This is a genomic window from Methylosinus sp. sav-2 (assembly GCF_004366495.1).
Lineage (GTDB): Bacteria > Pseudomonadota > Alphaproteobacteria > Rhizobiales > Beijerinckiaceae > Methylosinus.
Genome location: NZ_SOEJ01000004.1, coordinates 130,770 through 156,577 on the forward strand (window position 1 = coordinate 130,770; position 25,808 = coordinate 156,577).

The following is a 25,808-nucleotide window of genomic DNA, read 5'->3' on the forward strand; positions in this document are numbered from 1 at the left end:
CGAGAACCAGCTCTTGTCGGGAGAGTTTCCCGGGACAATTTCCCGGGAGCGTCGCGTTCCGAGGAGGATGAATGGACGAAGCGGAGACACGCTCGGAACGAGCCGCGACCGAGCGGACCCTTCCGCCGGAAGCGCAACGCGCGCTGGCGGAAGCCGAGGAGCGCCGCGAGCGACAGAGGCGTGATCGCGTCTCGACGCAGCGCGAGCTCGGCGGCCGCGGAGGGCTCGATCCCGCTCGCTACGGCGATTGGGAGAGCAAAGGAATAGCCAGCGACTTCTGAACGCCCGGCCCGAGCCCATGCTCGAGACGGGCGCGACGAGCGCCGCCCACGGCGCTTTGAACAATTCGAGGACCCTTGATGTTGGAAAAGCTCGTGGCCTGGTGTCTGCGCCGGCCCTGGACGGTCGTCATCGTCACGCTCGCGCTCACCGTCGCCGGCGCCTATGTGACCGCCACGCGTTTCGCCATCGACACGGATACGGCGCATCTCTTCTCGCCCGAGGTTCCCTGGCGCGCCAATGAGACGCGCCTCTACAAAGCCTTTCCGCAGATCGACGACATCATCGTGGCGGTCGTCGACGCCAAGACCAGCGAGCAGGCGGAAAAAAGCGCCAATGAGCTGCGCGACGCGCTGACCGGCAAGCCGCTCATGTCCCGCGTCTGGCGCCCGGACGATAATAAATATTTTCGCGACAATGGCATTCTCTTCCTCGGCGTCGACGAGATTCGCCGCGACATGAATTCGCTCGTCGCGCAGCGCGAGTTTCTGCAGCCGCTGGCGGAAGACCCCAGCCTGCGCGGCCTGTCGGACGCTCTGCTGTTCGGCCTCAAGCAGGTGGCGACGAGCGAGCGCGGCCTCGCCTCCTTCGCCAAGGGGCTCGATAATTTCACCGACGCTTTCGACGCCGTGCTCGCCGGAAAGCCGGCCAAGGTCTCCTGGGAGAAGCTGCTGGCCGGCGGCCGCGAGCCGGAGGCGCCCTCGGTCGGCCCCAGCGCGGACCCGCGCCGCATCGTGCTCATCAAGCCGATCATCGACTATTCGGCGCTGGAGCCCGGCCATGAGGCGGTGCAGATCATTCGAGACACGGCGAAATCGCTCGGCCTCGTTCCCGACAAGGGCGTGACCGTGCGGCTGACCGGGCAAGTGCCGCTGGCGGATGAGGAATTCGCCACCGTCGCCGAGAACACCGGGCTGAATGTCTCGGCCACGCTGGCGGTGGTGACGCTCATTCTCTGGGCGGCGCTGCGCTCCAAGCGGCTCATCTTCGCCGTGCTGCTGACCATCATCGCCGGCCTCGCCATGACCTCGGGCCTCGGCATAGCGCTGATCGGCCGCTTCAACCTCATCTCGGTCGCCTTCGCGGTTCTGTTCATCGGCCTCGGCGTCGATTTCGGCATTCAGTTCGCGACGCGCTATCGCGAGGAGCGCCACAATGTCGACGATCTGCCGCAAGCTCTGCTGGCGGCGACGCGCGGCATAGGCTGGTCGCTGACGCTCGCCGCCGTCTCACTGCTCGCCGGCTTCTTCTGCTTCCTGCCGACGGAGTTTCTCGGCGTGGCCGAGCTCGGCCTCATCGCCGGCCTCGGCATGATCATCGCCTATCTGGCGACGCTCACCTTCCTGCCGGCGCTGATCCGCATTCTCGGCCCCAAGGCGGAAACGGCGCCGGTGGAGACCGCCTCGCTGGCCGCCGTCGATCATTGGATCGCAGGGCATCGCGTGCTGGTGCTCGTCGCGACGGCGATCGTCGTGCTCGCCGGCGCGCCCTTCCTGCTACATCTGCGCTTCGACTCCAATCCGATGAATCTGCGCGATCAGACTGTCGAATCGGTCGCGACCTTCCTCGACCTCTCCAAAAACCCGCAGACGGCGCCCAATAAGATCGAGGCGCTCGCGCCCTCTCTGCCCGCCGCGCGCGAGCTGGCCAAAAAAATCGCGGCGCTGCCGGAGGTCGATCATGTGACGACGATCGACCAGCTGATTCCCGCCGATCAGGACGAGAAGCTGCCGCTGCTCGAAAACGCCGCCAATCAGCTGCGCAAGATTCTCGATCCGACGGTCAAGCCCGCGCCGAGCGACGAGGAGGTGAAGAAAGCCCTCGCCCGCGCCGCCAAGACGATCCGCAAGGCCGGCTCAGCGCCCAAGGCCCCGGCTGGCCTCATCCGCTTCGCCGATTCGCTGGACGCGCTGGTCAAGGCCAGCCCGGAGATTCGCAAGGAGGCGCAGACCGCCGCCCTCTCCGATCTCGAGCGCCTCTTCGGCGAGCTGCGCAGAGCGCTCGCCGCGCAGAAGATCACGCCCGACTCGCTGCCGGAGGATCTGCGCTCGGAATGGATCTCCGCCGATGGCGAGGTGCGCGTCGAGGTGACGCCCAAGGGCGACAGCAATGATCGCGAGGTGATGACGCGCTTCGCCGAAGCGGTGCAGACGCTCGCACCGGACGCCGGCGGCCCGCCGGTGATCGTCGCCGAGGCCGGCAAGACGGTCGTCGACGCCTTTCTGCAGGCCGGCGTGCTGGCCTTCGTGGCCATATTCCTGATTCTCGTCGTCGCGCTGCGGCGGGCGAGCGATGTCGCGCTCACGCTCGGCCCGCTGGTGCTCGCGGGAATCATGAGCCTCGAGGCGGCCGATCTGCTCGGCTTATCGCTCAACTTCGCCAATATCATCGCGCTGCCGCTGATGTTCGGCGTCGGCGTCGCCTTCCACATCTATTACGTCATCGCCTGGCGCAAGGGCGTCTCGGACATGCTCGCCTCGAGCCTGACGCGCGCCATCTTCTTCAGCGCGCTCACCACGGGCACGGCCTTCGGCAGCCTGTTCCTGTCGAGCCATCCGGGCACGGCCAGCATGGGCGCGCTGCTCGCCATCTCGCTGTTCTTCACTTTGCTCGCCGCCTTCATCATCGTGCCGGCCTTCCTCGGCCCGCCGCGGATGGAGGAGGAGGCGGAGGCGATCGGCGATCCGCAGGTGGCCGCCCTCGGCGCGAGCGAAGCGACCGAGCGAACGGCTTCGCCTGTGCAGCCGCCGCGCGGCGTGTTAGGCTCGGAGCCATGATGAAGAAGGCGGCTTTTTCCCTGCTTCTCGCCCTCGTTTCCGCCGCTCCTGCGGCGGCGGCCCCCGCGGAGGCGGCGCCGGCCCCCGCCGCGCCGACCGAGCCGATCTATGGCGTATGGATGCGCGGCGGCCATCAGCAAAAGCTCGAATTCTTCGATTGCGACGGCAAGCTCTGCGCGCGCGGCGTGTTTCCGCCGCCCCCGCCCGGCCAGCAGCCCATGTTGATTCTGCGCCATGCGGCGCGGATCGAGGCCAATCGCTGGAAAGGCGATCTCTTCAATCCAGAGAACGGCAAAATCTATATCGGGATCATCACTTTGGACAGCCCGACCCAGCTCACGCTCACCGGCTGCCTGATCGCATTCTTGTGTCAGAGCGAAAGCTGGAACAAAATGCCCGGCGAGCCGACGCCTTCCCAAAAGACGCCGACGCCGCGGCGAAGAAATTAACAATCCGTAACTTGACCATAACGGCCTCGCCTCGCAGGGTCGAGCGGAGCCGCGGCGAAGGAATCGGTTTTCGGCGGCTCTTCCACGCGCCCTCGCGAGGCCATTTTTGCGGGGTCGAGTGGGATCGGCGCTCTCGATCGAGTCGCGCCGGTGGAAAATTCACGCGCCCGCTTTAACGGCGGCGCTCATTGGTCTAGGCCCTGTCACAGGGCCACGCGCCCGCCCGGGCGCAGATGCGGATAGAACGGAATTGTCCTTGTCTCCGAGACGACGACCACGGCCGCCCCTGTTCCTCGGTCGCGCCGCGGCGCTCGCCGCCGCGACGGCCCTCTCCGGCTGCGTGCTCGATTGGGAGAAGCCGGACGCCACGGTCGAGACCCCGCCCGCCTTCAAGGCCGCCAAGCCGGCCCGCTCGGCCGCGCCGATTCGCGCCGCCAAGGAATGGTCGCAGGGCTTCCGCTCGCCGGAGCTGACCCGCCTCGTCGAAAAGGCGCTCGAGCAAAATCTGGACATAGCCGCCGCGGTGGCGCGCATCCAGCAAGCCGACGCGACCGCGCGGATCAACAGCTCGCCGCTGTGGCCGTCGCTCACGATGAACGACATAGCGCGGCGCACCCAGACGCCGGCGACCATCACCAGCGCGACGAGCACCAGCGCCTCGACCAGCGCCACGACGACGACCGGCGCCGCCGGCTCGAGCGTGCTGCGCACGCGCCGCGCCAATTTCTTGCAGCTGCAGCTCGACGCCAGCTATGAGATCGACTTCTGGGGCAAGAATCAGGACGCCTCCAACGCCGCGCGGCTGCTCGCCGACGCCAGCCGCTTCGATCGCGACGTGGTCGAGATTTCCACCATCGCCTCGGTGGTGAACGCCTATTTTCAGGTGCTGACGGCGGAAGACCGGCTGCGCATCGCCCACAACAACATCAAGATCGCCGAAACCGTGCTGAAGGCCATCAAGGCCCGGCTCGACGTCGGCACCGCCACGGCGCTCGACTTTTCGCAGCAGGATTCGGTCGTCGCGCAGCAGCGCGCCTCCGTGCCGCCGCTGGAGCAGACTTTACGCCAGACGAAGAACACGCTGGCCGTGCTGCTCGGCGTCCCGCCGGAGAGCGCCGTCATCAAGGGCGGCTCGCTGACCCGGCTCAGCTTCCCGAAAGTCTCGCCCGGCCTGCCCTCCGAGCTGCTGCTGCGCCGCCCGGATATCGCAGAGGCCGAGGCCAAGCTCGAATCCGCCGAATTCTCGGTGCTGCAGGCGCGCGCCTCCTTCTTCCCGTCGATCAAGATCACCGGCTATTACGGCGTGCAGAGCATCGCGCTGCGCTCGCTGTTCCGCCCGGAGGCGATCGCCTGGCAGATCGCCGGCAATCTGACGCAGCCGGTCTTCGACGGCTATAATCTGCAGGGCCAATATCTGCTGCAGCAGGGCAAGTTCGCCGAGCTGGCGCAGGCTTACAAAAAACAAATTTTGACGGCCTTCTCGGACGTCGAGAATGCGCTCATCGCCATACAGGAGACGTCTCGCCAGCTGAAGCTGCAGGGCGAGGCGGCGGCCGCGGCGCGACGGGCCTATGAGGTGGCCGAAGCGCGGCTCCGTGAGGGAACGATCGATATCATCACCCTCTCGACCACGGAGACCACCTTGTTCCAGACCGAGGACGCGCTGGCCGTGGTTCGGCTCGCATATTTCCAGGCGGCCACCAGCCTCTATCAGGCGCTCGGCGGCGGCTGGTCCGGCGCGACGCGCGCGCTCGAGATCGCCGCCGAAGATGGCGCCTATGAGTCGGACAAGGGTCCCTGGCCGTGAAACCGCCGCTCTCCTGGCCGGCCGGCTGGCGCGCGAAGCGGCCGTCGCCGCTGGTCGCCCTGGGGGTCATCGCCGCGCTCGCGGCCGGCTATTACGTCGCCCGTCCCTGGATCTTCGGCGACGGGGCGCAAGAATCGGCCGCAGTGTCGGGCGGCAAGCGCGAGGGGCGCCGCCGCAGCCTGGATGGTCCCGTCTCCATAACGGCGACGCCGGTGCGGATCGCCGATGTGCCGGTGACAATCGACGCGGTCGGCACGGCGCAGGCGCTCAACACGGTCACTGTCCGCACGCAGGTCGATGGGCGGCTGATGAAGCTCGGCTTCGACGAGGGGCAGAGCGTCAAGAAGGGCGATATTGTCGCCCTCATCGATCCGACGCTCTATCAGGCCGCCTATGACCAGGCCGTCGCCAAAAAGGCGCAGGACGAAGCCAATCTCGCCAACGCCCGCGTCGATGTGACGCGCTATAAGAAGCTCGCGGCGAGCAATTTCGGCTCTCAGCAGCAATTTGCGACGCAGGAGTCGCTCGTCACCCAGCTCGAGGCGCAGATCCGCGCCGATCAAGGCGCGATCGACAACGCCAAGGCGACGCTGGATTACGCCACCATACGCTCGCCGATCGACGGCCGCACCGGCATAAGGCTCGTGGACGTCGGCAATATTCTGCACAGCTCGGACGCGACCGGCATCGTCGTCATCACCCAGCTGCAGCCGATCTATGTCGTCTTCACCGTGCCGCAGCAGTTTCTGCCCGCGGTGCAGAAGGCGCAGTCCCGCGCCCCGGCGCCGGCGGCCGCCCTCGGCCCGGACAATTCCAGCGTGCTGGACACGGGCGTGGTGACGGTGATCGACAATCAGATCGACCAGACCACCGGCACGGTGAAGATAAAGGCGACCTTCGAGAATAAGGGCCTCGCGCTGTGGCCGGGCCAGTTCGTCAACGTCCGGTTGACAGTCGATGTGCTACACGATGCGCGTGTGGTTCCGAGCTCGGCCATTCAACGCGGCCCCAATGGCGCCTTCGTCTATGCGCTGAACGAGGACGAGACCGTCTCGATGAAGGCGGTCTCCGTCGGACGGCAGGACGAGGTTCAGGCGGTGGTCGTCTCCGGCCTCGAGCCGGGCGAGAAGGTGGCGACGACCGGCTTCTCGCGGCTCGTCGACGGATCGCAGGTCAAGGTGATGGAGCCGACGGCCGATCGCGGCGCGGATGCTGCGAAGCGTCCGCGCAAGGAACAAAAGAGCGAGGCCGGCGGCGAGAAGCGCGGCGACGTCGGCGGCCCGCCGCAACAGAGGTGACGCTCCCGCGATGAGCGTGTCGACGCCCTTCATCGAACGGCCGGTGGCGACCTCGCTGCTGAGCTTCGCCGTGCTCTTGTTCGGCCTGCTCGGCTATGCGCGTCTGTCGATCTCGCCGCTGCCGCAGGTCGACTTCCCGACCATTCAGGTCACGACGCAATTGCCGGGCGCCAATCCCGACACGATGGCGGCGCTGGTGACGGCCTCGCTCGAGCGGCAGTTCGGGCAGATTCCGTCGCTGCAGACCATGTCGTCGCAGAGCTCCTTCGGCCTCTCGCAGATCACGCTGCAATTCGAGCTCGATCGCGACATAGACGCCGCCGCGCAGGATGTGCAATCGGCGATCAACGCCGCCGCCTCGACGCTGCCGCGCACGCTGCCCTATCCGCCCGTCTATTCGAAGGTCAATCCGGCCGACACGCCGGTGGTGACGCTCACCTTGCGCTCCAAGACCGCCAGCATGCGGCAGATGAGCGACGTCGCCGACACGCTGATCGCGCCGCGCCTCTCGGAAGTGCCGGGCGTCGGCCATGTGGCGGTGGAGGGCGGCGTGCGCCCGGCGGTGCGCATTCAGGCCGATCTCGCCCGGCTCGCCGCAAATCGCATGAGCATGGAGGATTTGCGCGCCGCCATCGCCGCCGCCAATGTCGCCGGCGCCAAGGGCTCGCTCGACGGGCTCCACCAATCCTACACGCTCGACGCCAATGACCAGCTGAAAGCGGCGCGGCAGTTCGAGACCGTCGTCGTCGCCTATCGCAATGGCGCGCCGATCATGCTGCGCGATGTGGCGACGGTGCTCGATGGGCTGGAGAACGCCAGGGTCGGCGGCTGGTATCGCGGCGAGCCGGCGATCATCCTCGACGTGCAGCGCCAGCCGGGCGCCAATATCATCAGCACAGTCGATCAGCTCCATAAGGAGCTGCCCAATGTCATGCGCGCGCTGCCCAAGGGCATGTCGCTCGAGGTGGTGAACGACCGCACCCAAACGATCCGCGCCTCGATCGAGGATGTGGAATTCACCCTGGTGCTGGCCACCGCGCTGGTGATTTTGGTGGTGCTGGTGTTTCTGCGCAGCTGGCGGGCGACGGTCATCGCCGGCGTCAGCCTGCCGCTCTCCATCATCGCCACTTTCGCGCTGATGTCGCTCGTCGGCTTCTCGCTCGACAATCTGTCGCTGATGGCGCTGACCATCGGCGCCGGCTTCGTCGTCGACGACGCCATCGTGATGATCGAGAACATCGTCCGCAACATAGAGCTCGGCAAGACGCCGCATCGCGCCGCGCTGGACGGCGCGCGGGAGATCGCCTTCACGGTGATCTCGCTCACCGTCTCGCTGATCGCCGTCTTCATCCCGCTTCTGTTCATGACCGGCCTCGTCGGCCGCATGTTCCGCGAGTTCGCGCTGACGCTCACCGCGCAGGTCGTCGTCTCGGCGATCATCTCGCTGACCTTGACGCCCATGCTCTGCGCCAAGCTGCTGAAGCCGGGCGCGGGCCACGCCTCCCATGCGCCGGAGAGCGGCTTTTCCGCCTGGCTCGACGAATTCTACGCCAAGACTCTCGCCATTGCGCTCGGCCGGCAAAAGCTGATGCTGGTCCTCACCTTCGGCACTCTGGCGCTCACCATCGCGCTCTACGCTTTCATCCCCAAGGGCTTCCTGCCGCGCCAGGACACGAGCCAGCTGAATGTCGTGCTGGAAGCCTCGCCCGATTCCTCCTTCGAGACGATGACGCGGCTGCAGGCCGAGGTCTCGAAAATCTTCGAGGCGGAGCCGGAGGCGACGGGGACCGCCTCGGTGCTCGGCGTCGGCCCGCTCAACGCCACCACCAATGTCGCCCATATGTCGGTGACGCTGCGCCCGCGCGATGTGCGCAGCGTCGGCGCGGACGAGATCGCCGAGCGGCTGAAGAAGGCGGCCGAGCGCATTCCCGGCGCGTCCGTCTACATAGAGCCGGTGCAGGACATACAGATCACGACGCGCGCCAGCCGCTCGCAATATCAATATACGCTCACCGCGCCCGATCAGGCCGAGCTGCAGGACTGGTCGCAGAAGCTGATCGACGCGATCCGCCGCGACGGCGTGTTCCGCAATGTCGCCGCCGAGACGCAGAACGGCGGGCTGCGCACCTTCCTGCACATAGACCGCGAGCTGATGGGGCGGCTCGGCGTCACCGCGCAAAATGTCGACGACACGCTGAACGACGCTTTCGGCCAGCGGCAAATCTCCACCATCTACGCCCAGTCTAACCAATATCGCGTGATATTGGAGGCGGCGCCGCAATATCAGCGCGACCCGACCGCGCTCGACAAGCTCTATGTCTCGCCCTCCAATGGCGGCCCGCAGACGCCGATCTCGACCTTCGTCTCGGTGGAGCAGACGACGGCGCCGCTCGCCGTCGCGCATCAGGAGCAGTTTCCGGCGGCGACGATCAGCTTCGACCTCGCTCCCGGCGCCGCGCTCGGCGATGCGGTGGAGGCGATCGCCCGCATAGAGCGTGAGATCGGCCTGCCCTCCTCCATCATCGGCATGTTCAGCGCCGATGCGGCGGAGTTCCGCAAATCGCTCGCCGGTCAGCCCTGGCTCATTCTGGCGGCGGCCATCGCCATCTATGTGGTGCTGGGCGTGCTCTATGAGAGCTATGCGCATCCCTTCACCGTGCTGACGACGCTGCCCTCGGCCGGCGTCGGCGCGCTGCTGGCGCTGATGGCGACCGGGCTCGACATGTCGCTGGTGGCGCTGATCGGCGTCGTGCTGCTGATGGGCATCGTCAAGAAGAACGCCATCATGATGATCGACTTCGCGCTGGAGGCGGAGAAGGCCGAGGCTCTGACGCCCTTCGACTCCATCGTGCGCGCCTGCCGGCTGCGCTTTCGGCCGATCATGATGACGACGCTGGCCGCGCTGCTCGGCGCGCTGCCGCTGGCGCTGGCGCATGGTCCGGGCAGCGAGCTGCGCATTCCGCTCGGCGTCTCGATCATCGGCGGGCTCATTCTGTCGCAGCTGCTGACGCTCTATACGACGCCGGTCATCTATCTCGCCGTCGATCGCCTGCGCGCGCGGCTGCGCGAATGGCTGCATGGATCGCCGGCGTCGCAGCCGCAGACCGCCGCCCCGACAGCGCCGCCCTCCGAGCGCAAGGAGGCGGCGGAGTGATGGGGTTTCCCAGCGATTTCGCGCGATGCGAGCCTGAAGGCTCGCGGTCCAGGGCGCGCTTCGGACCGCGAGCCTTCAGGCTCGCCCACCCACGCGCCGATCGAGCCCCGACGCCATGAACATCTCCGAGCCTTTCATCCGCCGGCCGGTGGGCGCGAGCCTGCTCGCGGCGGCGCTGTTCATGGTCGGAGCCGTCGCCTATTTCTTCCTGCCCGTCGCCAGCCTGCCGGCGATCGACTTTCCGGCGATCGGCGTCATAGCGGCGCGGCCGGGCGCCGATCCGGCGACAATGGCGGCGTCCGTCGCCGCGCCGCTGGAGCGCCGCCTCGCCGGCATCTCCGGCGTCACCGAGCTCACCTCGGTCAGCTCGCTCGGCCAGACGCAGATCGTCGCGCAATTCGACATCGGCCGGAACATCGACGCCGCCGCGCGCGACGTGCAGGCGGCGATCAACGCCGCCGCCACCGATCTGCCCTCCGATCTGCCGCTCCTGCCGGTCTTCCGCAAGGCGAGCCAGGCGACGGTGCCCTCCATCGTCCTCGCTCTGACCTCGGAGACCTTGCCGACCAGCGCCATTTTCGACGCCGCCGATACGGTCATCGCCCAGCGCATCTCGCAAGTGCCCGGCGTCGCCGAGGTCCGCATCGCCGGCGCCGAGCAGCCGGCGATCCGCGTGCAGATGGATACGGCGCGCCTCGCCGCGATGGGCCTCGGCGTCGATGCGGTGGCGAACGCCATCGTCTCCGCCAATGTGCTCTCGCCGCTCGGCGCGCTGAATGGCGAGCAGCTCGGCCGCACCATCGGCACCAGCGATCAGCTGGCGACGCCGCGCGACTTTCGCAATGTCGTCGTCTCGGCGAGCAATGGCGCCGTGGTCAAGCTCGGCGATATCGCCACTGTCGAGCGCGGCGTGCGCAATCGGCTGGCGGCCGGCTGGTTCAACGGCAAGCCCGCCGTCATCATCATCGTGACGCGGCAGCCCAACGCCAATGTGATCGCCATGGTCGATCAGGTGAAGGCGCTGCTGCCCGAGCTGCGGACATGGATTCCGAGCGGCGTCGACGTCTCCATCCTCTCCGATCGGACGCAGACGATCCGCGCCAGCGTCTCGGAAATACAGAACACGCTGCTCGTCTCCATCGCCCTCGTCATGGCGGTGGTGTTCGTCTTCCTGCGCCGGGCGACGCCGGTCTTCGCCGCGGCGGTGACAGTGCCGCTCTCCCTCGTCGGCTCCTGCGCGGCCATGTGGCTCGCCGGCTTCTCGATCAATAATCTGTCGCTGATGGCGCTCACCATCGCGGTCGGCTTCGTCATCGACGACGCCATCGTCATGATCGAGAACATAGAGACCAATGTCGAGCGCGGCATGGACCGGCTGGAGGCGGCGCTCGCCGGCGCGAAGCAGATCGGCTTCACCGTCGTCTCGATCAGCCTGTCCTTGATCGCCGTGTTCATTCCGCTGCTGCTGATGGAAGGCATCTTCGGGCGGCTGCTGCGCGAATTCGCCTTCACACTCACCTTCGCCATCGTCATCTCGACCATCGTCTCTCTGACGGTGACGCCGACGATCTGCGCGCATCTGCCCTCGCCCAAGCGAGAGACGCCGTCCCGCTTCGACCGTCTGGTCGAGGGCGCTCTGGCGCGGCTCATCGGCCTCTATGCGCGCAGCTTGCGGCCGGTCGTCGACCATCCTTGGGCGACGCTCGGCGTCATCGTGCTGACGATCGGCTGGACAGTTCACCTCTACGCCTCGGTCCCCAAGGGCAATCTGCCGCAGGACGATATCGGCCTGCTCAACGGCACGACCGAAGCCTCGGCGGATATTTCCTTCGGCGATATGGTCGCGCTGCAGAAGAAGGCCGCCGCCATCGCCGCCGCCGACCCGGACGTCGTCAATGTCGGCTCCTTTATCGGCGGCTCCAATCAGAGCATGTCCGGCAATCAGGGCCGGCTGTTTCTGGCGCTGAAGCCCGCCACCGAACGCAAGGCGTCGAGCTTCGAGGTGCTGGCGCGCCTGCGCCAGGCGTTCGGCAAGATCGCCGGCCTCTCCGTCTATATGACGCCGTCGCAGGATTTGCGCTCCGGCGGGCGCCAGAGCAAAGCGCAATATCAGTTCACCATCACCGCCTCCACGGTCGACGATTTGGAAGAATGGACCCCCAAGCTGCTCGCGCGGCTGCAAAGGCTGCCCGATCTCGCCGACGTGACCACCGATCGGCAGCAGGGCGCGCTGAAGGCCAATGTCGTCATCGACCGCACCGCCGCCTCGCGCATGGGCGTGCCTATTCAGGCGATCGACGCGGCGCTCAACAGCTCCTTCGGCCAGCGTCAGGATTCGATCATCTACACGCAGCGCAATCAATATCGCGTCATCGTCGAGGCGCCGCTGTCGCGCCAGCGCGATCCGCGCGATCTCTCCGGCCTCTATGTCTCGGCCAGCGACGGAACCCAGGTTCCGCTCACCGCTGTCGCCCGCATAGAGCGCGGGACCATGCCGCTCGTCGTCAATCATCAGGGCGTGCTGCCGGCGGCGACCATCACCTTCAACATAGCGCCTGGCCATACGCTGGACGCGGCGGCGAAAGCCATTCTCACGGCGACCGAGGAAATGCAGCTCCCCAATGGGGTGCAGGCGGAATTCGCCGGCGACGCCAAGGATTTTCGCAAGCTCTCATCGGGGATGGCGTGGCTGATCCTGGCCGCGCTGCTCGCCGTCTACATCATCCTCGGCGTGCTCTATGAGAGCCTCGCCCATCCGGTGACGATCATCTCCACCCTGCCCTCGGCCGGGCTCGGCGCGCTGCTGGCGCTCGAGGCCTTCGACACGGAATTCACGATGATCGCCTTCATCGGCATTCTGCTGCTGATCGGCATAGTGAAGAAGAACGGCATCATGCTGGTCGACTTCGCCCTGCACGCCGAGCGCGACAAGGGCTATTCCGTGCGCGATGCGGCGCTGGAGGCGGCCGTGGAGCGCTTCCGGCCGATCTTGATGACGACGCTCGCCGCCATGCTCGGCGCCCTGCCGCTCGCCTTCGCCGGCGGAATCGGCGCGGAAATGCGGCGTCCGCTCGGCGTCACCATCGTCGGCGGGCTGCTGCTCAGCCAGATGCTGACGCTCTACACGACGCCGGTGATCTATCTATTGATGAGCAAGCTGGAGAGCCGGCGGCCGCGGCGGGCGCCCGAAACGCCGAGCCGCGAGGCTGCGATCCCAGAGCCGCAGACGGCAAAAGCGTCGTGAAGCGCGGTCGTCGCTCCACCGAAACATCGGACTTGCAGCGCGGCGGCGTCTGGTGTCCGATGGATCATCGCGACGTCCCCTTCTCCCCGCATGCGGGGAGAAGGAAGACTGCGAAGGTTACGAGAAGCCCTTTTAAGATCAGTGCGTGAAGTCGCCCTGCGTCTCGAAGAACAGCCGCAGGACTGGATGCTCGCCACAATCCTCGACCGGAATGTGCCAGAATTTCGAGTCCATCTGCGGAAAGCGCGACATGGGAAGATGAATTTCCGTCAGTCGCGAATGATTGTCACGCCCCTCGATCATCGCCTCGCCGAGCAGATGCAGCAGATCTTCCAGTCGATCCGGCACTTCCGCGACAGTGAGCGTTGTCGTGTTCGAGAGAGGGCGGGCCTTATCGTAAACGAGCTCATAATCTGCTGGTTTCATAAATCCGACCCCACGATTGCCGGCCTAATGGCAAGCAAGACGCATACCGCAGGCGGAGCAGCTAGACCATGCTGCAGCGCATCCGCCCTGCGCCTTGCGCTCACTATAGACCCCTCAAGACGAAGGTCAAAAGGAGTGCGCGGCTTTCAGGGTCCAAAAAATCACAAAAGCGTGTCAATTTTGTAACCACCTCAACCCTCGGAATTATTTATGCGATTTCCCCAGCGGTCGGAGAAGATCAATTCCTCGAGCGGCAGGCGCTTGGCCCATTGCCGAATTTCGAGCTCCGGCTGCGCATAGGCCTTGGCGACGCGGCCGACGCAGAGATAGGCCACAATGGCGATTTCCGCAGGGATGTCGAAAATCGCACGTAAATCCTGCTCTCTCAATATGCTCACCCAGCCGACGCCGATTCCTTCCGCCCGCGCCGCCAGCCAGAAATTCTGCACCGCACAAGCGGTGGAGAGGAGATCGGCCTCCGGCTGCTGGGTGCGGCCGAGCCCGGTCTGGCCCTGCCGGGAGCGGTCGCAAGTGATGCAGATATTCAGCGGCGCTTTCAAAATCCCTTGCAGCTTCAAGCTTCGATATTGCGCACGGCGCTCTTGCGGCAGCAGCGCCTCCTCCGCCTCGGCGGCGCGCTCGAAAGCGGCGTGCACCGCCTCTCGCAAGCCGCGATCGCGGATGAGGAGAAAGTTCCAGGGCTGCATGAAGCCCACGGATGGCGCGTGATGCGCGGCGTCCAGCAGGCGCATCACCTCCTCGTGAGACAATTCATCGGGCAGGAATTCGTCGCGAACGTCGCGGCGCGTGTGGATGGCGCGATAGACGGCGGCGCGCTCCTCCTCCGAGAATGGCGCGCTGGCGACGAGCGACGGCTCGGGATCAAAGACCATTTCGTCCGCTCTCCAATGCGCGCTCCAGTCGTTCCCAGGCCGCGGGCGCAGCCGGCAGGCCGAAACGAAGCCGATCCGGCCGCTCGCCGAACCTACGCGTCAATATGCCGCGCCGGGCGAGATGGGCAAACCATCGATCCGCCGCCGCATGGCGAACGAGCCGAAAAAGCGACGTTCCGCCAATGATTTCGAAGCCTGCGGCGGCGAGCAGCCCGTCGAGCCGGGCGGCGTCCTGCGCGAGCGCGACGCCGCGGGCTGCGAGCCAGGGCGCATCGGCGAGCGCCGCCGCGCCGATCGCCAGCGCCGGGCCGGAGACGCTCCAAGGTCCGAGTATCGCCCGCAACGGCTCGGCGAGCGCCGCGCCGCAGAGGGCGAAGCCGAGCCGGACGCCCGGCAGCCCATAGGCCTTGCCGAAAGACCGCAAAAGCACGAGGCCATCCTCCCCCGCGAGCGGCGCGAGGCTGGCCTCGGCGGGAAGAAAATCGGCGAAAGCCTCATCGACGATGAGCAGCCCGCCCTTCGCCGCCATGGCCCGCGCCGTCTCGGCGAGACACGCGGCAGGCTCGAGGCGGCCGTCGGGATTATTGGGATTGACGACGACGCCGATCTCCGCCGCCGCGATCTCCTCCAGCGTTTCCACGCGCGCGACCTCGGCGCCGGCGGCGCGCCAGGCGGCCGCATGCTCCTCATAAGTGAGGCCGAGGACGGAGACCCGCGTCGCCGGCCTCGAGCGCGGCAGCCAATGCAAGCGTGGCAGGCTTTGAATGAAAGCCTGCGTCCCCGCCCCCGCGACGACCTGCGCCCCAGGCCCGGCGCGATAGGCGGCGGCGGCGATGCGCTCCAGCGCCGCCAGCGCAGCGACATCCGGCAAGCGGGTAAAAACCTCCGGCGAGAGCGGCGGAAACGGATAGGGATAGGGGCTGACGCCGGTCGAGAGATCGATCCAGGGCTCCGGCGCCTGCGGAAAAAGCGTCCGCGCGAGATCGAGCCGGCCGCCATGCAGGATCGACGGCAGGATCGGCGGCGAAACGCTCATCGCGCCAGCTCCAATAGCGCGTCCACGTCCAAATGGCGCTCGAAATGCTCGGCGAGACCGTCCAACGTCGCCTCGATCGACTGCTCATAGGAGAGGTCCGAGGCGCTCGCGCCATGATCGCGCAGAAAGGCGGCGCGCAGAGAATCGTCGGCGAAAAAGCCATGCACATAGACGCCGGCGCAGCGCCCATCCACTGAGGCCGCGCCGTCGCGGCGCCCATCCTCGAAGCGCAGCAGCGGACGCGCGCAATCTGGCCCATCGCTGCGGCCGGCGTGCATCTCATAGCCGTAGAAGGGGATATTTTCGGCGATGGTCGCGCCTCTCACCTGCTTCAGCACTTTCTCGGTCTCGAAGACCGTCTCCATATCGAGGAGGCCGAGCCCCTCCACCGCGCCGGGCGGCCCCTCGAGCCCTTGCGGATCGGCGATGCGACGGCCCATCATCTGATAGCCCCCGCAAATGCCGAAAACGCGCCCGCCGCGACGAATATGCGCGGCGAGGTCTATGTGCCATCCGGCCTCGCGAAAGGCGGAAAGATCGGCGATCGTCGCCTTGGAGCCCGGCAGTATCACGAGCCGCGCCTCCGCCGGCAGCGGCTCGCCCGGCCGCACCAGAATGAAGCGCACGCCCGGCTCCGCCCGCAGCGGATCGAGATCGTCGAAATTGGCGATATTGGGCAGCAGCGGCGCGGCGATCGTCAGACCGCCCTCCCCGCTCGAGGCGCCGGCGCGCAGGCCGAAAGCGTCCTCCGCCGGCAGACGCGCGGCGTCGGCGAAAAAGGGCGCGAGGCCGAGCGGCCGCCAGCCGGTGCGCTCGGCGATGAAACGCATGCCTTCGTCGAAGAGCGAAGGATCGCCACGGAATTTATTGACGATGAAGCCGCGGATCAGCGCTTCATCGTCTGGATCGAGCACGGCCTTGCAGCCGACGAGCTGCGCGATGACGCCGCCGCGGTCTATATCTCCGACCAGCACGACCGGGGCGTCGACGCGGCGCGCGAAGCCCATATTGGCGATGTCATTGGCGCGCAAATTGATCTCCGCCGCGCTGCCGGCGCCTTCGACCAGCACGATATCGCAGCTCGCGCGCAGGCGCTCATAGCTCTCCAGCACGGCGGACATGAGCCCCGCCTTCCATTGCTGATATTCACGCGCGCGCGCCGAGCCGACGATTTTTCCGCGCAGCACGACTTGCGCGCCAGCGGCGCCCTGCGGCTTCAGCAGCACGGGATTCATATCGGCGGTCGGCGCGAGACGGGCGGCGCGCGCCTGCAACGCCTGGGCGCGGCCGATCTCGGCGCCGTCCGCCGTCACCGCGGCGTTGTTCGACATATTCTGCGGCTTGAAGGGCGCGACCCGCAAGCCGCGCCGCGTCAGCGCACGCGCGAGGCCGGCGACGACGAGCGATTTGCCGACATCCGACCCCGTGCCTTGGAACATCAGAGTGACGCTCATCTAGGGCGCCTCGCAGAAGAGAAAATCGACGGCCGCCGCGACGTCATGAACAACGCGCGCCTCGCCGCCGCGCGGCGGCGTGACCATCACGACCGGCAGGCCGAGCATGCGCGCGGCTTCTATCTTCGCATTGGTCTCGCGGCCGCCGCTGTTCTTGGAGACGATGACGTCGATTGCCGAGGCGCGCATCAGGGACAATTCGCTCTCGACTGTGAAAGGACCGCGCTCCAGGATCAATTGGTAGCGTTGCGGTAGATCGTTCTCCTGCGGCTGATCGATCGTTCGGATCAGATAATAATGCTGCGGCGCACACAGAAAATCCGCGAGCCCCAGACGGCCGATGGTGAGAAAGACGCGCCGCGGCGCCTCGCCCAGCGCGGCCACGGCGCCGGCATTGTCCGCGACCTCGATCCAGCGATCCCCTTCCACGGAGCTCCAAGGCGCGCGCGTGTAGACCAGCAGCGGCAGGCTCAGCGCCGCGCAGGCCGCGCGCGCATTGGCGGAAATTCTCGCCGCAAAAGGATGGGTGGCGTCGATCACGCGCTCGATGCGCTCCTCGACGAGATAGCGCGTCAGCCCCTCGACGCCGCCGAAGCCGCCGATGCGGACCGGCAGCGGCGAGGCGAGCGGCGCGCTGGTGCGGCCCGCCAGCGAGACCACCGCGTCAAGGCGCGCGTCGCCGGCGAGACGGGCGGCGAGCGCGCGCGCCTCGCTGGTCCCGCCCAGAATGAGCGCCCGGATCGGCTCGGCCTTTTGCCGCAGCGCAGCGAGGGGCGCCGCGGCCGGCGTATTGGTCTGAGGCATGGCTTAGCCCTATACTCCCGCCCGTGATTATTCAAACGGAGGCTCGAGATGAAGCGGTCCTGGATGTGCGCGTCGATTTTTTCTGTCGTCGCGACCGCGGCGCTCGCCGATCCGATCGGCGAGTGGCGCGTCGCCGACGGCACCGCGCATATTCAGATCAGCCGCTGCGGGCAAGCGATCTGCGGCAAGATCGCCTGGCTCTCCGAGAAGGGCGTCGACGAGAACAATCCCGACCCCCGCCAGCGCAAGCGCTCGCTGCTCGGCCTGCCGATCCTGAATCTGAAGCTGACCGGCGACAATCAATGGACCGGCACAATCTACAACGCCAAGGACGGCCAGAGCTACGCCGCGAGCCTCGCGCTGCGCAGCGAGAAGGTGCTGCTCCTCGAGGGCTGCGTCAATGGCACCAATATCTGCGGCGGCGAGGAGTGGACGCGGGTGCGGTGAGCGGCTGGATTGTTTTCGAGTGACGTGGGAACCGGTTCGCGTGAAGAAAACATGACATAAATAAAGGAATCGAGCGCTTTTCCGGTTCGATCTGAACCGGAAAAGCGCTCGGCGCCGCTCTATTTGCCGCGCGCGAGATACTCCTCCTTCAGAACGCGCCGCAAAACCTTGCCGACATTGGTCTTGGGCAGGCTGTCGCGGAACTCGAAATGGCGCGGCGCCTTGTAATGCGTCAGCGTCTCGCGGCAGAAATCATGTAGCTCCTTGCCGGTGACGCTGGGATCGCGCGGCACGATGAAGGCGAGCGGCGCCTCGCCCGAATGCGGATCGGGAATGCCGATCACCGCCGCCTCGCTGACCTTGGGATGGCGCGTCAGCACATTCTCGACTTCATTGGGATAGACGTTGAAGCCGGAGACCAGGATCATCTCCTTGAGACGATCGACGATCTTCAATAGTCCGTCGGGCATCATCACAGCGACGTCGCCCGTGCGCAAGAAGCCGTCCTCCGTCGTCGCCGCGACCGTCTCTTCCGGCCTGTTCCAATAGCCGGCCATCACTTGCGGACCTTTGACGCAGAGCTCGCCGCGCTCGCCGAAAGGCGCGGGCTCGCCGGAAGGCAGGCGGATCGACACTTGCGTCGAGGGATAGGGATAGCCGATGGCGCCGGAAAATTCGACGAGATCGGGCCGGTTGCAGGTGATGACCGGCGATGTCTCCGAAAGGCCATAGCCTTCGATGATGGGATGGCCGGTGATCTCCTTCCATTTGCGCGCGACGACGTCTTGCGTCGCCATGCCGCCGGAAATGCAGAAGATGAGATTGGAGAAATCGACGCGCGGAAAATCGCGATGATTGGCGAGAGCCGCATAGAGCGTGTTGACGCCGGAGATCATGGTGAAGCGCGATTTGCGCAGCGTCTTCACGAAGCCGGGGATATCGCGCGGATTGGCGATGAGCAGGCAGGAGCCGCCGATCTTCACGATCAGCAGGCAGCAGGCGGTGAGGCCGAAGATGTGATAGAGCGGCAGCGCCGTCACCATCACCTGATCGAGCGGCGTCGGCAGATAGGGGCAGAGCCAGGCGGCCGATTGCGTGACATTGGCCGCTATGTTGCGATGCCGCAGCATCGCGCCCTTGGCGACGCCGGTCGTGCCGCCCGTATATTGCAGAAAGGCGAGATCATCCGGGCCGACGTCGGCGTCGCGCAGCGGCGCCCGGGCGCCCGCGCGCAGCACGCGCGAAAAGGGCAGGCTCTGCGGCAGGCGATAGCGCCGCACCGCGCATTTCACATAGCGCGAGACGAAATTCACGATTGGGCCGCGCAGGCCGAGAAGATCGCCCGGAGCGATGACGACGGCTTTCTCGAGGTTCATCGACGGCCATGCGGCCTCGACCGTATGAGCGAAATTCTCCAGCACGAAGATCATGCGCGCGCCGGAATCGTCGATCTGATGCGCGAGCTCCTTGGGCGTGTAGAGCGGATTGACGTTGACGACGATCGCGCCCGTGAAAAGCACGCCGAAGATCAAGGGCGGATAGGCCATCACATTGGGCGCCATGATCGCGATGCGATCGCCCTTGGCGATTCCCTGCGATTGCAGCCAAGCCGCGATCGAGCGCGCGGCGTTGCCGAATTCGGCATAGGTGAGCTTGGCGCCGAAGCTCTCGAGAGCGGTGCGGCCGGAAAATTCGACGACGCTCTGGCGGAACATGTCCACGAGGGTCGAATAGCTCGCCGGGTCGATCTCGGCGGGCACGAAAGGCGGATAGGATGCGACCCAGGGGCGGGTGGCGTAAGGGTCCGACGCGAGAGTGGCGGCAGTCATTCGTGGCCTCCGGGCATGGGCGCGATCGACCGCGGCCCAGCGGTCCGCTCATTGGATTAGCGTTTGCTCGTGATAGCGACAACTCGGGATAGCGCCAATCCGCTCACGAAAATATAGCGCGCCGCGGGCGCGAGCGCAGCCCCGGGCGCGCGACGATCGTCGTCGCAGCGCAGCATCGCCGCGACTTTCGAAATTGGAAGCCTCAGGCGCCGACGGCTCCCGCGCGCATGCCGAGCAGCAGCGTGAGACCGAAGGCGAGCACGAGGAGAGCGGCGAGCAGCTCGCCCGCGCGCAGCAGCGTCTCCGCGCGCGACGATCTGCGCGCGGCGAGACGCGCGGCGAAATCCTTGGCGAAGACGGCCGTGGCCGCCAAGGCGCCGGTGGTGATCGCCGTGCCGGCGGACATCAGCAACGTCGCCCCGGCGCCCGCTATGAAGACGCCTTGTGACAGGGTGAAGACGAGCACGAGTATGGCGCCCGAGCAGGGACGAAGCCCCGCCGCGACGACCGTCCCTAGCGCGTCGCCCCAGCGAAAGCCGGCGCCGAGGCGGGCGGCGTCGATCGCATGCATATGGCCGCAGTCCGGCCCATGAACATGGGCGGGATCGTCGTCGATCGCCTCGCAGGCGAAGGCGCCGCGGCGCGCGACGGCGAGGACAGGCGCCGGCTCCCGCAGCGCGGCGAGCAGCGCGCGCCCTTTGACATAGGCGAGGCGCGCGCCCACGGCGGCGATGGCGGCGTAGCTCGCCGTCTCGATCCATGTCGCCGCCTCGGTCATGCGCTGCGCGGTGACGCCGAAGACAATGGCCGCCACGCCGACGAGCGCTATGGCCACCACGCCCTGCAGCAACGCCGCCAGAGCGGCGAGCGTCAGACCGCGCTTCAGCGCCGTTTCATTGGCGATCATATAGGAGGCGAGCACGGCCTTGCCATGACCCGGCCCGGCGGCGTGAAAAACGCCATAGGCAAAGCTCGCGGCCGCCAGAGTGAAGAAGGCGCCGTTGTCGGTCTTCAGCGCGCGCGCAGCGTTCTGCAGCTCCATATGGAATTTGCTCTGCCAGGCGAGCAGCAGCCCGGCGAGGCCGCTCGCCGCGCCGACCGGAGCTTCCGAAGGGCCGACGGCGAAAGGATGACGCGCCGCCTGCGCCAGCGCGGCGTCCTGCGACAGCGCGAGCGCGGCCAGCGCTAGAAGAAGCAGCGCGCGATCCCGCGGAGAAACCCTCACGGGCAGGCCACCACGATGCGCGCGGCGAGCTTCATGCCGAAATCGGCGCCGGGCGACATATTGGCGAAAAAGGCTTCGCTCAGCTTTTGCGTGTCGACGGCGAGCAGCGGCTTCGGCTCCACGACGCTGGTCGAGCAGCCCGCCGGAGCGCCGGCGAGAGTCACCGGATTTTGCTTCTCGAGATCGAAGGCGACAAAGTAGGTCGGATCATAGGTCTGGAAGGAGAAAGGCTTTTGCGCAGACAGCGGCTTTTCCAGCGGCAGCGTGAAATGCATGGTGACGATGCGCTTGTCGTCGGCCTCGAGCCACACATCCTCCGGCGGGCCGAAGGCGGCCTTGGCGTTCTGATATTTCGCGAAGGTGAAATAATCGAATTCGGCGAGCGATTCGGCGTTGGTCTTGGCGAGCGGCGCGAGCTCCTCGCGGCTCGGCGGCTTGCCGTCCTTGCCGAGCCCCTGCAGCGCAAAGGCGGAATACATTTCGTCGAAGGTCCAGGCGTGGCGCACGCCCTTGATCTTACCGTCCGGCGTGAACACGATCTCGCTGCGCGTGGCGACCCAGACATGCGGATGCGCAGCGGCCGGGACGGCGGCGAGCGCCATGGCGAGGGTCAGCGAAGCGAATGTGAATCTTCTCGGCATAGGGGCTCTCGCCTCGATGGGGCCGCGGCGCTCGTCTCCGGTCCCGCGAATCGCTCCGGCTCCACGCGCGGACCCTCTAGTCGCGGAAGGCGGCGGAAACAGGGCCGGGCGCTCTGTTTCGACAGCTTTTTTGGCGCCCGCGAAGGCTCGCTTGCTGGCGTCGCGCGTCGTGACGTATAATGCCATGCCCGGCGCCGCAAGGACAAGCCGGGCGGGTCGCGCCGGGGGCGGCGGCGGCCGTCCCTCGCGGATGGGATACGGATTTTCACGGATGAGGAGGACGGGAGTCTTTCCGCCGACGCGCAAATCCGCAATATGACTCTTTCGAAAGCGCCTCGCGCGAGAGCTTTCGAGCGGCAACGCTTCATATGGGGAGCCGGCCTCACGCCGCTCTCCGAGACGATGACGTCGCGCGGCCCTGCGCGAGCGGGGCTCCCCGCGAGGGCGTCGCGCCGAGCGAGGAGAGAATACGAATGGCGGATGTAGTCGCCGGCGCCACGACAACCGGCCCCGCCTTCGGCGACGTGTCCCTCGCCGATCGTTTCGATCTTGCCAAGACGCATGTGCTCATCAACGGCACGCAGGCGATCGTGCGTCTTCTGCTGATGCAGAAGGAGATGGATCGTCGCGCCGGCCTCGCGACCGCAGGCTTCGTCTCCGGCTATCGCGGCTCGCCGCTCGGCGGCATGGACGCGCAGCTGCACAAGGCGAAGACGCTCTTCGAGCGCAACGACATTCTCTTCATGCCGGGCCTCAACGAGGATCTCGCCGCCACCGCCATATGGGGCGCGCAGCAGGCGGAGATGCGCGGCGAAGGCAAATATGACGGCGTCTTCTCCGTCTGGTACGGCAAGGGGCCGGGAGTCGATCGCTCTGGCGACGCGCTGCGCCATGTCAATCTCGCCGGCTCCTCGCGCAATGGCGGCGTGCTGGCGCTGATGGGCGACGACCACACGGCGGAATCCTCCACCACGGCGCATCAATCCGAATTCGTTTTCGTCGATATGATGATGCCGATCCTCTCGCCGGCCGGCGTGCAGGAGATTCTCGATTACGGCCTCATGGGCTTCGCGCTGTCGCGCTACGCCGGCGTCTGGGTCGGCTTGAAGCTCATCAAGGACACGGTGGAGTCCACCGCCTCCATCGACGGCTCGCTCGATCGCGTGCGCCCGATCGCGCCGCTCGATTTTCTGCTGCCGCCGGGCGGCCTCAACATACGTCCGCGCGATCCGGTGCTGACGCAGGAAGCGCGCATGCAGGAGAGCAAGCGCGACGCCATGCTCGCCTTCATCCGCGCCAATCGCCTCAATCGCATCATCACCTCCGGCGGCCCCGCCGCCAAGATCGGCGTCATCACTGTCGGCAAATCCTATCTCGACGTGCGCCAGGCGATGGACGATCTCGGCATAGACGAGGTGAAGGCCAACGACTACGGCCTGCGCCTCTATAAGATCGCCTGCCCCTGGCCGCTGGAGCCGCAAGGCCTGCGCGAGTTCGTGCGCGGGCTCGATCTCGTCATCGTCGTCGAGGAGAAGCGCTCGCTGATCGAGGTGCAGCTGCGCGAGCAGCTCTATGGCTCCTCGCATCAGCCCATCTGCATCGGCAAGAAGGACGAGGTCGGCGAATGGCTCTTCCCGGTGAAGGGCTCGCTCGACGCCAATGACATCGCCATCGCCATCGGCCGGCGCCTGCTGAATTATGTCCGCTCCGACGATCTCGAAGGGCGCGTGCGCCGGCTCGAGCAAATGCAGGAGCGGCGCAAATCGCTGACCGACGTCGGCGTGCGCGTGCCGCATTTCTGCTCCGGCTGCCCGCATTCGACATCCACCCATGTGCCGGAGGGCATGCGCGCCTATACGGGCATCGGCTGCCATTATATGGCGCAATGGATGGACCGTTCGACCGAGGGCTACACGCATATGGGCGGCGAAGGCGCCAATTGGATCGGCGAGGCGCCCTTCTCGACGCGCAAGCATGTGTTCCAAAACCTCGGCGACGGCACCTACAATCATTCCGGCTCGCTCGCCATTCGCTTCGCCGTCGCGACGAAGACGAACATAACGTTCAAGATTCTCTTCAATGGCGTCGTCGCCATGACCGGCGGACAGGCGCATGAGGGCGATCTCACCGTCGAGGCCATAGCGCATCAGGTGGCGGCCGAAGGCGTCGCCAGAATCGCGCTCGTCTCCGACGAGCCGCACAAATACGCCTCCGATATCCAGTGGCCGCCCGGTCTCGACATCTATCACCGTAACGTCATCAACAGCGTGCAGAGCGAGCTGGCCGCAACGGATGGCGTCACCGTTCTGATTTACGATCAGACCTGCGCCACGGAGAAGCGCCGCGGCCGCAAGCGCGGCGAATATCCCGACCCGGATGTGCGCGTCGTCATCAACGAGCTGGTCTGCGAAGGCTGCGGCGATTGCGGCCGCGCCTCCAATTGCGTGTCGGTGCAGCCGCTGGAGACGGAATTCGGCCGCAAGCGCCGCATCGACCAATCGAGCTGCAACAAGGATCTCTCCTGCCTCGAGGGGTTCTGCCCGAGCTTCGTCACCGTGCATGGCGCGCGCATGAAGAAAGCCGCGCCGACCAGCGAGACGCAATGTCCGCCGCCGCCGGAGCCCGCCGTTCCGCAGATCGGCGCGGCGCCTTATGGCGTGCTCGTCGCCGGCATAGGCGGGACGGGTGTGGTGACGGTGAGCGCCATTCTCGGCATGGCCGCGCATCTCGAGGGCAAGGGCGTCGGCGTCATCGATATGGCCGGCCTCGCGCAAAAGGGCGGCGCCGTCTATTGCCATGTGAAGATCGGCCGCACGCCCGACGAGGTTCACGCGATCCGCATCGCCGCGGGCGAGGCCGATCTCGTGCTCGGCTGCGATCTCGTCGTCGCCGGCGGCAAGCAGATTCTCGCGGCGATCGATCCTGCGCGCAGCCATGTCGTCGTCAACAGCGCCGAAGTGTTTCCCGGCGATATCGAGCGCGATCCCGATTTCGTGCTGCCGGCGCAGCTCATCGAGCGCGCCATACGCGAGGCCGCCGGCGAGCGCGTCGATTTCCTGAATGTGACGGAGCTGGCGCTGGCGCTGCTCGGCGATTCCATCGCCGCCAATATGTTCATGCTCGGCTACGCCTGGCAGAAGGGATTGCTGCCGCTCTCCGAGGCCGCGCTCTTGCGCGCGATCGAGCTGAATGGCGAGGCGGTGGCGATGAATCATTCCGCTTTCGCCTGGGGCCGCCGCGCCGCGCATGATCTTCCGAGCGTGACGACCGTCGTCTCCTCATTGCGCGAGCGCAATCCCGCGCGGGATGTGTCACATTCATTGGAAGAGGCGATCGATCGCCGCGTCGCCTTCCTCACCGATTATCAGAACGCCGCTTACGCCGCCCGCTATCGCGCACGCGTCGACGCCGTCGCGCGCCTCGAGAAGGAGCGCGTTCCGGGAACGAAGGAGCTGACCGAGGCGGTGGCGCGCGGGCTGTTCAAGCTGATGTCCGCCAAGGACGAATTCGAGGTGGCGCGGCTCTACACGGATGGCTCTTTCCAGCGCCAGCTCGCCGAGATCTTCGAGGGCGATCTGCGCATGGAGCTGCATCTCGCGCCCAATCTCGTCGCCTTCCAGCGCAAGAACGACATTGGCGGCTCGCGCAAGATCACCTTCGGCCCGTGGATGTTCCATGTGCTGAAATGGCTGGCGCGCTTCAAGGGCCTGCGCGGCACCATCCTCGATCCCTTCCGTCCCGACAGCGACCGCATCGCCGAGCGCAAGATGCTCGCCGATTATCAATTGCTGCTGGACGATATTCTGCCGCGCCTGTCGCCGGCCAATCACGCCACCGCTGTGGCGCTGGCCCGCATACCGGAGAAGATTCGTGGCTTTGGCCATATACGCGCCCGCAGCGTGCTGGAGGCGCGCGCCGAAATCGCGCGGCTCTATGGCGAATATTACGCGATCAAGCCCGATCTGAAGATGGCGGCGGAGTGAGGGTGAAGAGGCCGCAATGAACCCGCTCCACCCTCCCCTTCAGGGGGAGGGTCGGCCGGCGA

The 25,808-nt window shown here is 66.5% G+C and carries 17 protein-coding genes; 9 read left to right on the forward strand and 8 right to left on the reverse strand.

From position 1 onward, the window contains the following. Positions 1–71 precede the first annotated feature (71 nt). The 7 genes from EDE12_RS10480 (at position 72) to EDE12_RS10510 (ending at position 13,008) form a co-directional block, all read left to right on the forward strand. Positions 72–281 carry a DUF1674 domain-containing protein gene (locus tag EDE12_RS10480; RefSeq protein ID WP_024880479.1) on the forward strand — a complete coding sequence of 70 codons (210 nt, stop codon included), beginning with the start codon at positions 72–74 and terminating at the stop codon, positions 279–281. Positions 282–359: 78 nt separating this feature from the next. After that, positions 360–3,056 carry an MMPL family transporter gene (locus EDE12_RS10485; protein ID WP_026598974.1) on the forward strand — a complete coding sequence of 899 codons (2,697 nt, stop codon included), beginning with the start codon at positions 360–362 and terminating at the stop codon, positions 3,054–3,056. Then, positions 3,053–3,505, forward strand: coding sequence for a DUF2147 domain-containing protein (locus EDE12_RS10490; protein ID WP_245267336.1), 453 nt, complete (start codon positions 3,053–3,055; stop codon positions 3,503–3,505). The genes EDE12_RS10485 and EDE12_RS10490 overlap by 4 nt, the downstream gene beginning before the upstream one ends. Before the next feature lie 250 nt (positions 3,506–3,755). Continuing rightward, a complete protein-coding gene (locus tag EDE12_RS10495) occupies positions 3,756–5,312 on the forward strand; it encodes an efflux transporter outer membrane subunit (protein ID WP_024880482.1) in 1,557 nt (518 codons plus the stop codon). Then, positions 5,309–6,610 carry an efflux RND transporter periplasmic adaptor subunit gene (locus EDE12_RS10500; protein ID WP_024880483.1) on the forward strand — a complete coding sequence of 434 codons (1,302 nt, stop codon included), beginning with the start codon at positions 5,309–5,311 and terminating at the stop codon, positions 6,608–6,610. Before EDE12_RS10495 ends, EDE12_RS10500 begins: the two co-directional genes overlap by 4 nt. A 10-nt stretch (positions 6,611–6,620) precedes the next feature. Then, positions 6,621–9,764 carry an efflux RND transporter permease subunit gene (locus EDE12_RS10505; protein ID WP_026598975.1) on the forward strand — a complete coding sequence of 1,048 codons (3,144 nt, stop codon included), beginning with the start codon at positions 6,621–6,623 and terminating at the stop codon, positions 9,762–9,764. Between the two features lie 115 nt (positions 9,765–9,879). Next, entirely contained in the window at positions 9,880–13,008 is a 3,129-nt protein-coding gene (locus EDE12_RS10510; RefSeq protein WP_026598976.1) for an efflux RND transporter permease subunit, read from the forward strand. 138 nt (positions 13,009–13,146) lie between these two features. Here EDE12_RS10510 and EDE12_RS10515 read toward each other — a convergent pair whose 3' ends face one another. From EDE12_RS10515 to EDE12_RS10535, 5 genes are all read right to left on the reverse strand, one after another. Then, positions 13,147–13,434, reverse strand: a complete 288-nt coding sequence (locus EDE12_RS10515; RefSeq protein WP_024880486.1) for a hypothetical protein — start codon at positions 13,432–13,434, stop codon at positions 13,147–13,149. A gap of 191 nt (positions 13,435–13,625) precedes the next feature. Next, positions 13,626–14,327 carry a 5,6-dimethylbenzimidazole synthase gene (gene bluB / locus EDE12_RS10520; RefSeq protein WP_026598977.1) on the reverse strand — a complete coding sequence of 234 codons (702 nt, stop codon included), beginning with the start codon at positions 14,325–14,327 and terminating at the stop codon, positions 13,626–13,628. Continuing rightward, positions 14,317–15,363, reverse strand: coding sequence for a threonine-phosphate decarboxylase CobD (gene cobD, locus EDE12_RS10525; protein WP_026598978.1), 1,047 nt, complete (start codon positions 15,361–15,363; stop codon positions 14,317–14,319). The genes bluB and cobD overlap by 11 nt, the downstream gene beginning before the upstream one ends. Continuing rightward, the gene (locus EDE12_RS10530; RefSeq protein ID WP_026598979.1) at positions 15,360–16,817 is read right to left on the reverse strand and encodes a cobyric acid synthase; all 1,458 of its coding nucleotides are present in this window, start codon (positions 16,815–16,817) and stop codon (positions 15,360–15,362) included. Before EDE12_RS10530 ends, cobD begins: the two co-directional genes overlap by 4 nt. Further along, positions 16,818–17,621, reverse strand: coding sequence for a cobalt-precorrin-6A reductase (locus EDE12_RS10535; protein WP_026598980.1), 804 nt, complete (start codon positions 17,619–17,621; stop codon positions 16,818–16,820). It abuts the gene before it with no gap. Positions 17,622–17,669: 48 nt separating this feature from the next. On the opposite strand from EDE12_RS10535, the gene EDE12_RS10540 reads away from it, so the two are divergent. Next, positions 17,670–18,068, forward strand: coding sequence for a DUF2147 domain-containing protein (locus tag EDE12_RS10540; RefSeq protein ID WP_024880491.1), 399 nt, complete (start codon positions 17,670–17,672; stop codon positions 18,066–18,068). A 119-nt stretch (positions 18,069–18,187) separates the two neighbouring features. Here EDE12_RS10540 and EDE12_RS10545 read toward each other — a convergent pair whose 3' ends face one another. The 3 genes from EDE12_RS10545 to EDE12_RS10555 all read right to left on the reverse strand — a co-directional run bounded on the left by EDE12_RS10545 (position 18,188) and on the right by EDE12_RS10555 (position 21,763). Beyond that, complete coding sequence (locus EDE12_RS10545; RefSeq protein ID WP_026598981.1) at positions 18,188–19,897, reverse strand: AMP-binding protein; 1,710 nt, start codon at positions 19,895–19,897, stop codon at positions 18,188–18,190. Positions 19,898–20,099: 202 nt separating this feature from the next. Further along, a complete protein-coding gene (locus EDE12_RS10550; protein ID WP_026598982.1) occupies positions 20,100–21,122 on the reverse strand; it encodes a nickel/cobalt transporter in 1,023 nt (340 codons plus the stop codon). Further along, positions 21,119–21,763 carry a DUF1007 family protein gene (locus tag EDE12_RS10555; protein WP_026598983.1) on the reverse strand — a complete coding sequence of 215 codons (645 nt, stop codon included), beginning with the start codon at positions 21,761–21,763 and terminating at the stop codon, positions 21,119–21,121. Before EDE12_RS10555 ends, EDE12_RS10550 begins: the two co-directional genes overlap by 4 nt. 473 nt (positions 21,764–22,236) lie before the next feature. On the opposite strand from EDE12_RS10555, the gene EDE12_RS10560 reads away from it, so the two are divergent. Next, entirely contained in the window at positions 22,237–25,746 is a 3,510-nt protein-coding gene (locus tag EDE12_RS10560) for an indolepyruvate ferredoxin oxidoreductase family protein (protein WP_026598984.1), read from the forward strand. Positions 25,747–25,808 lie beyond the last annotated feature (62 nt).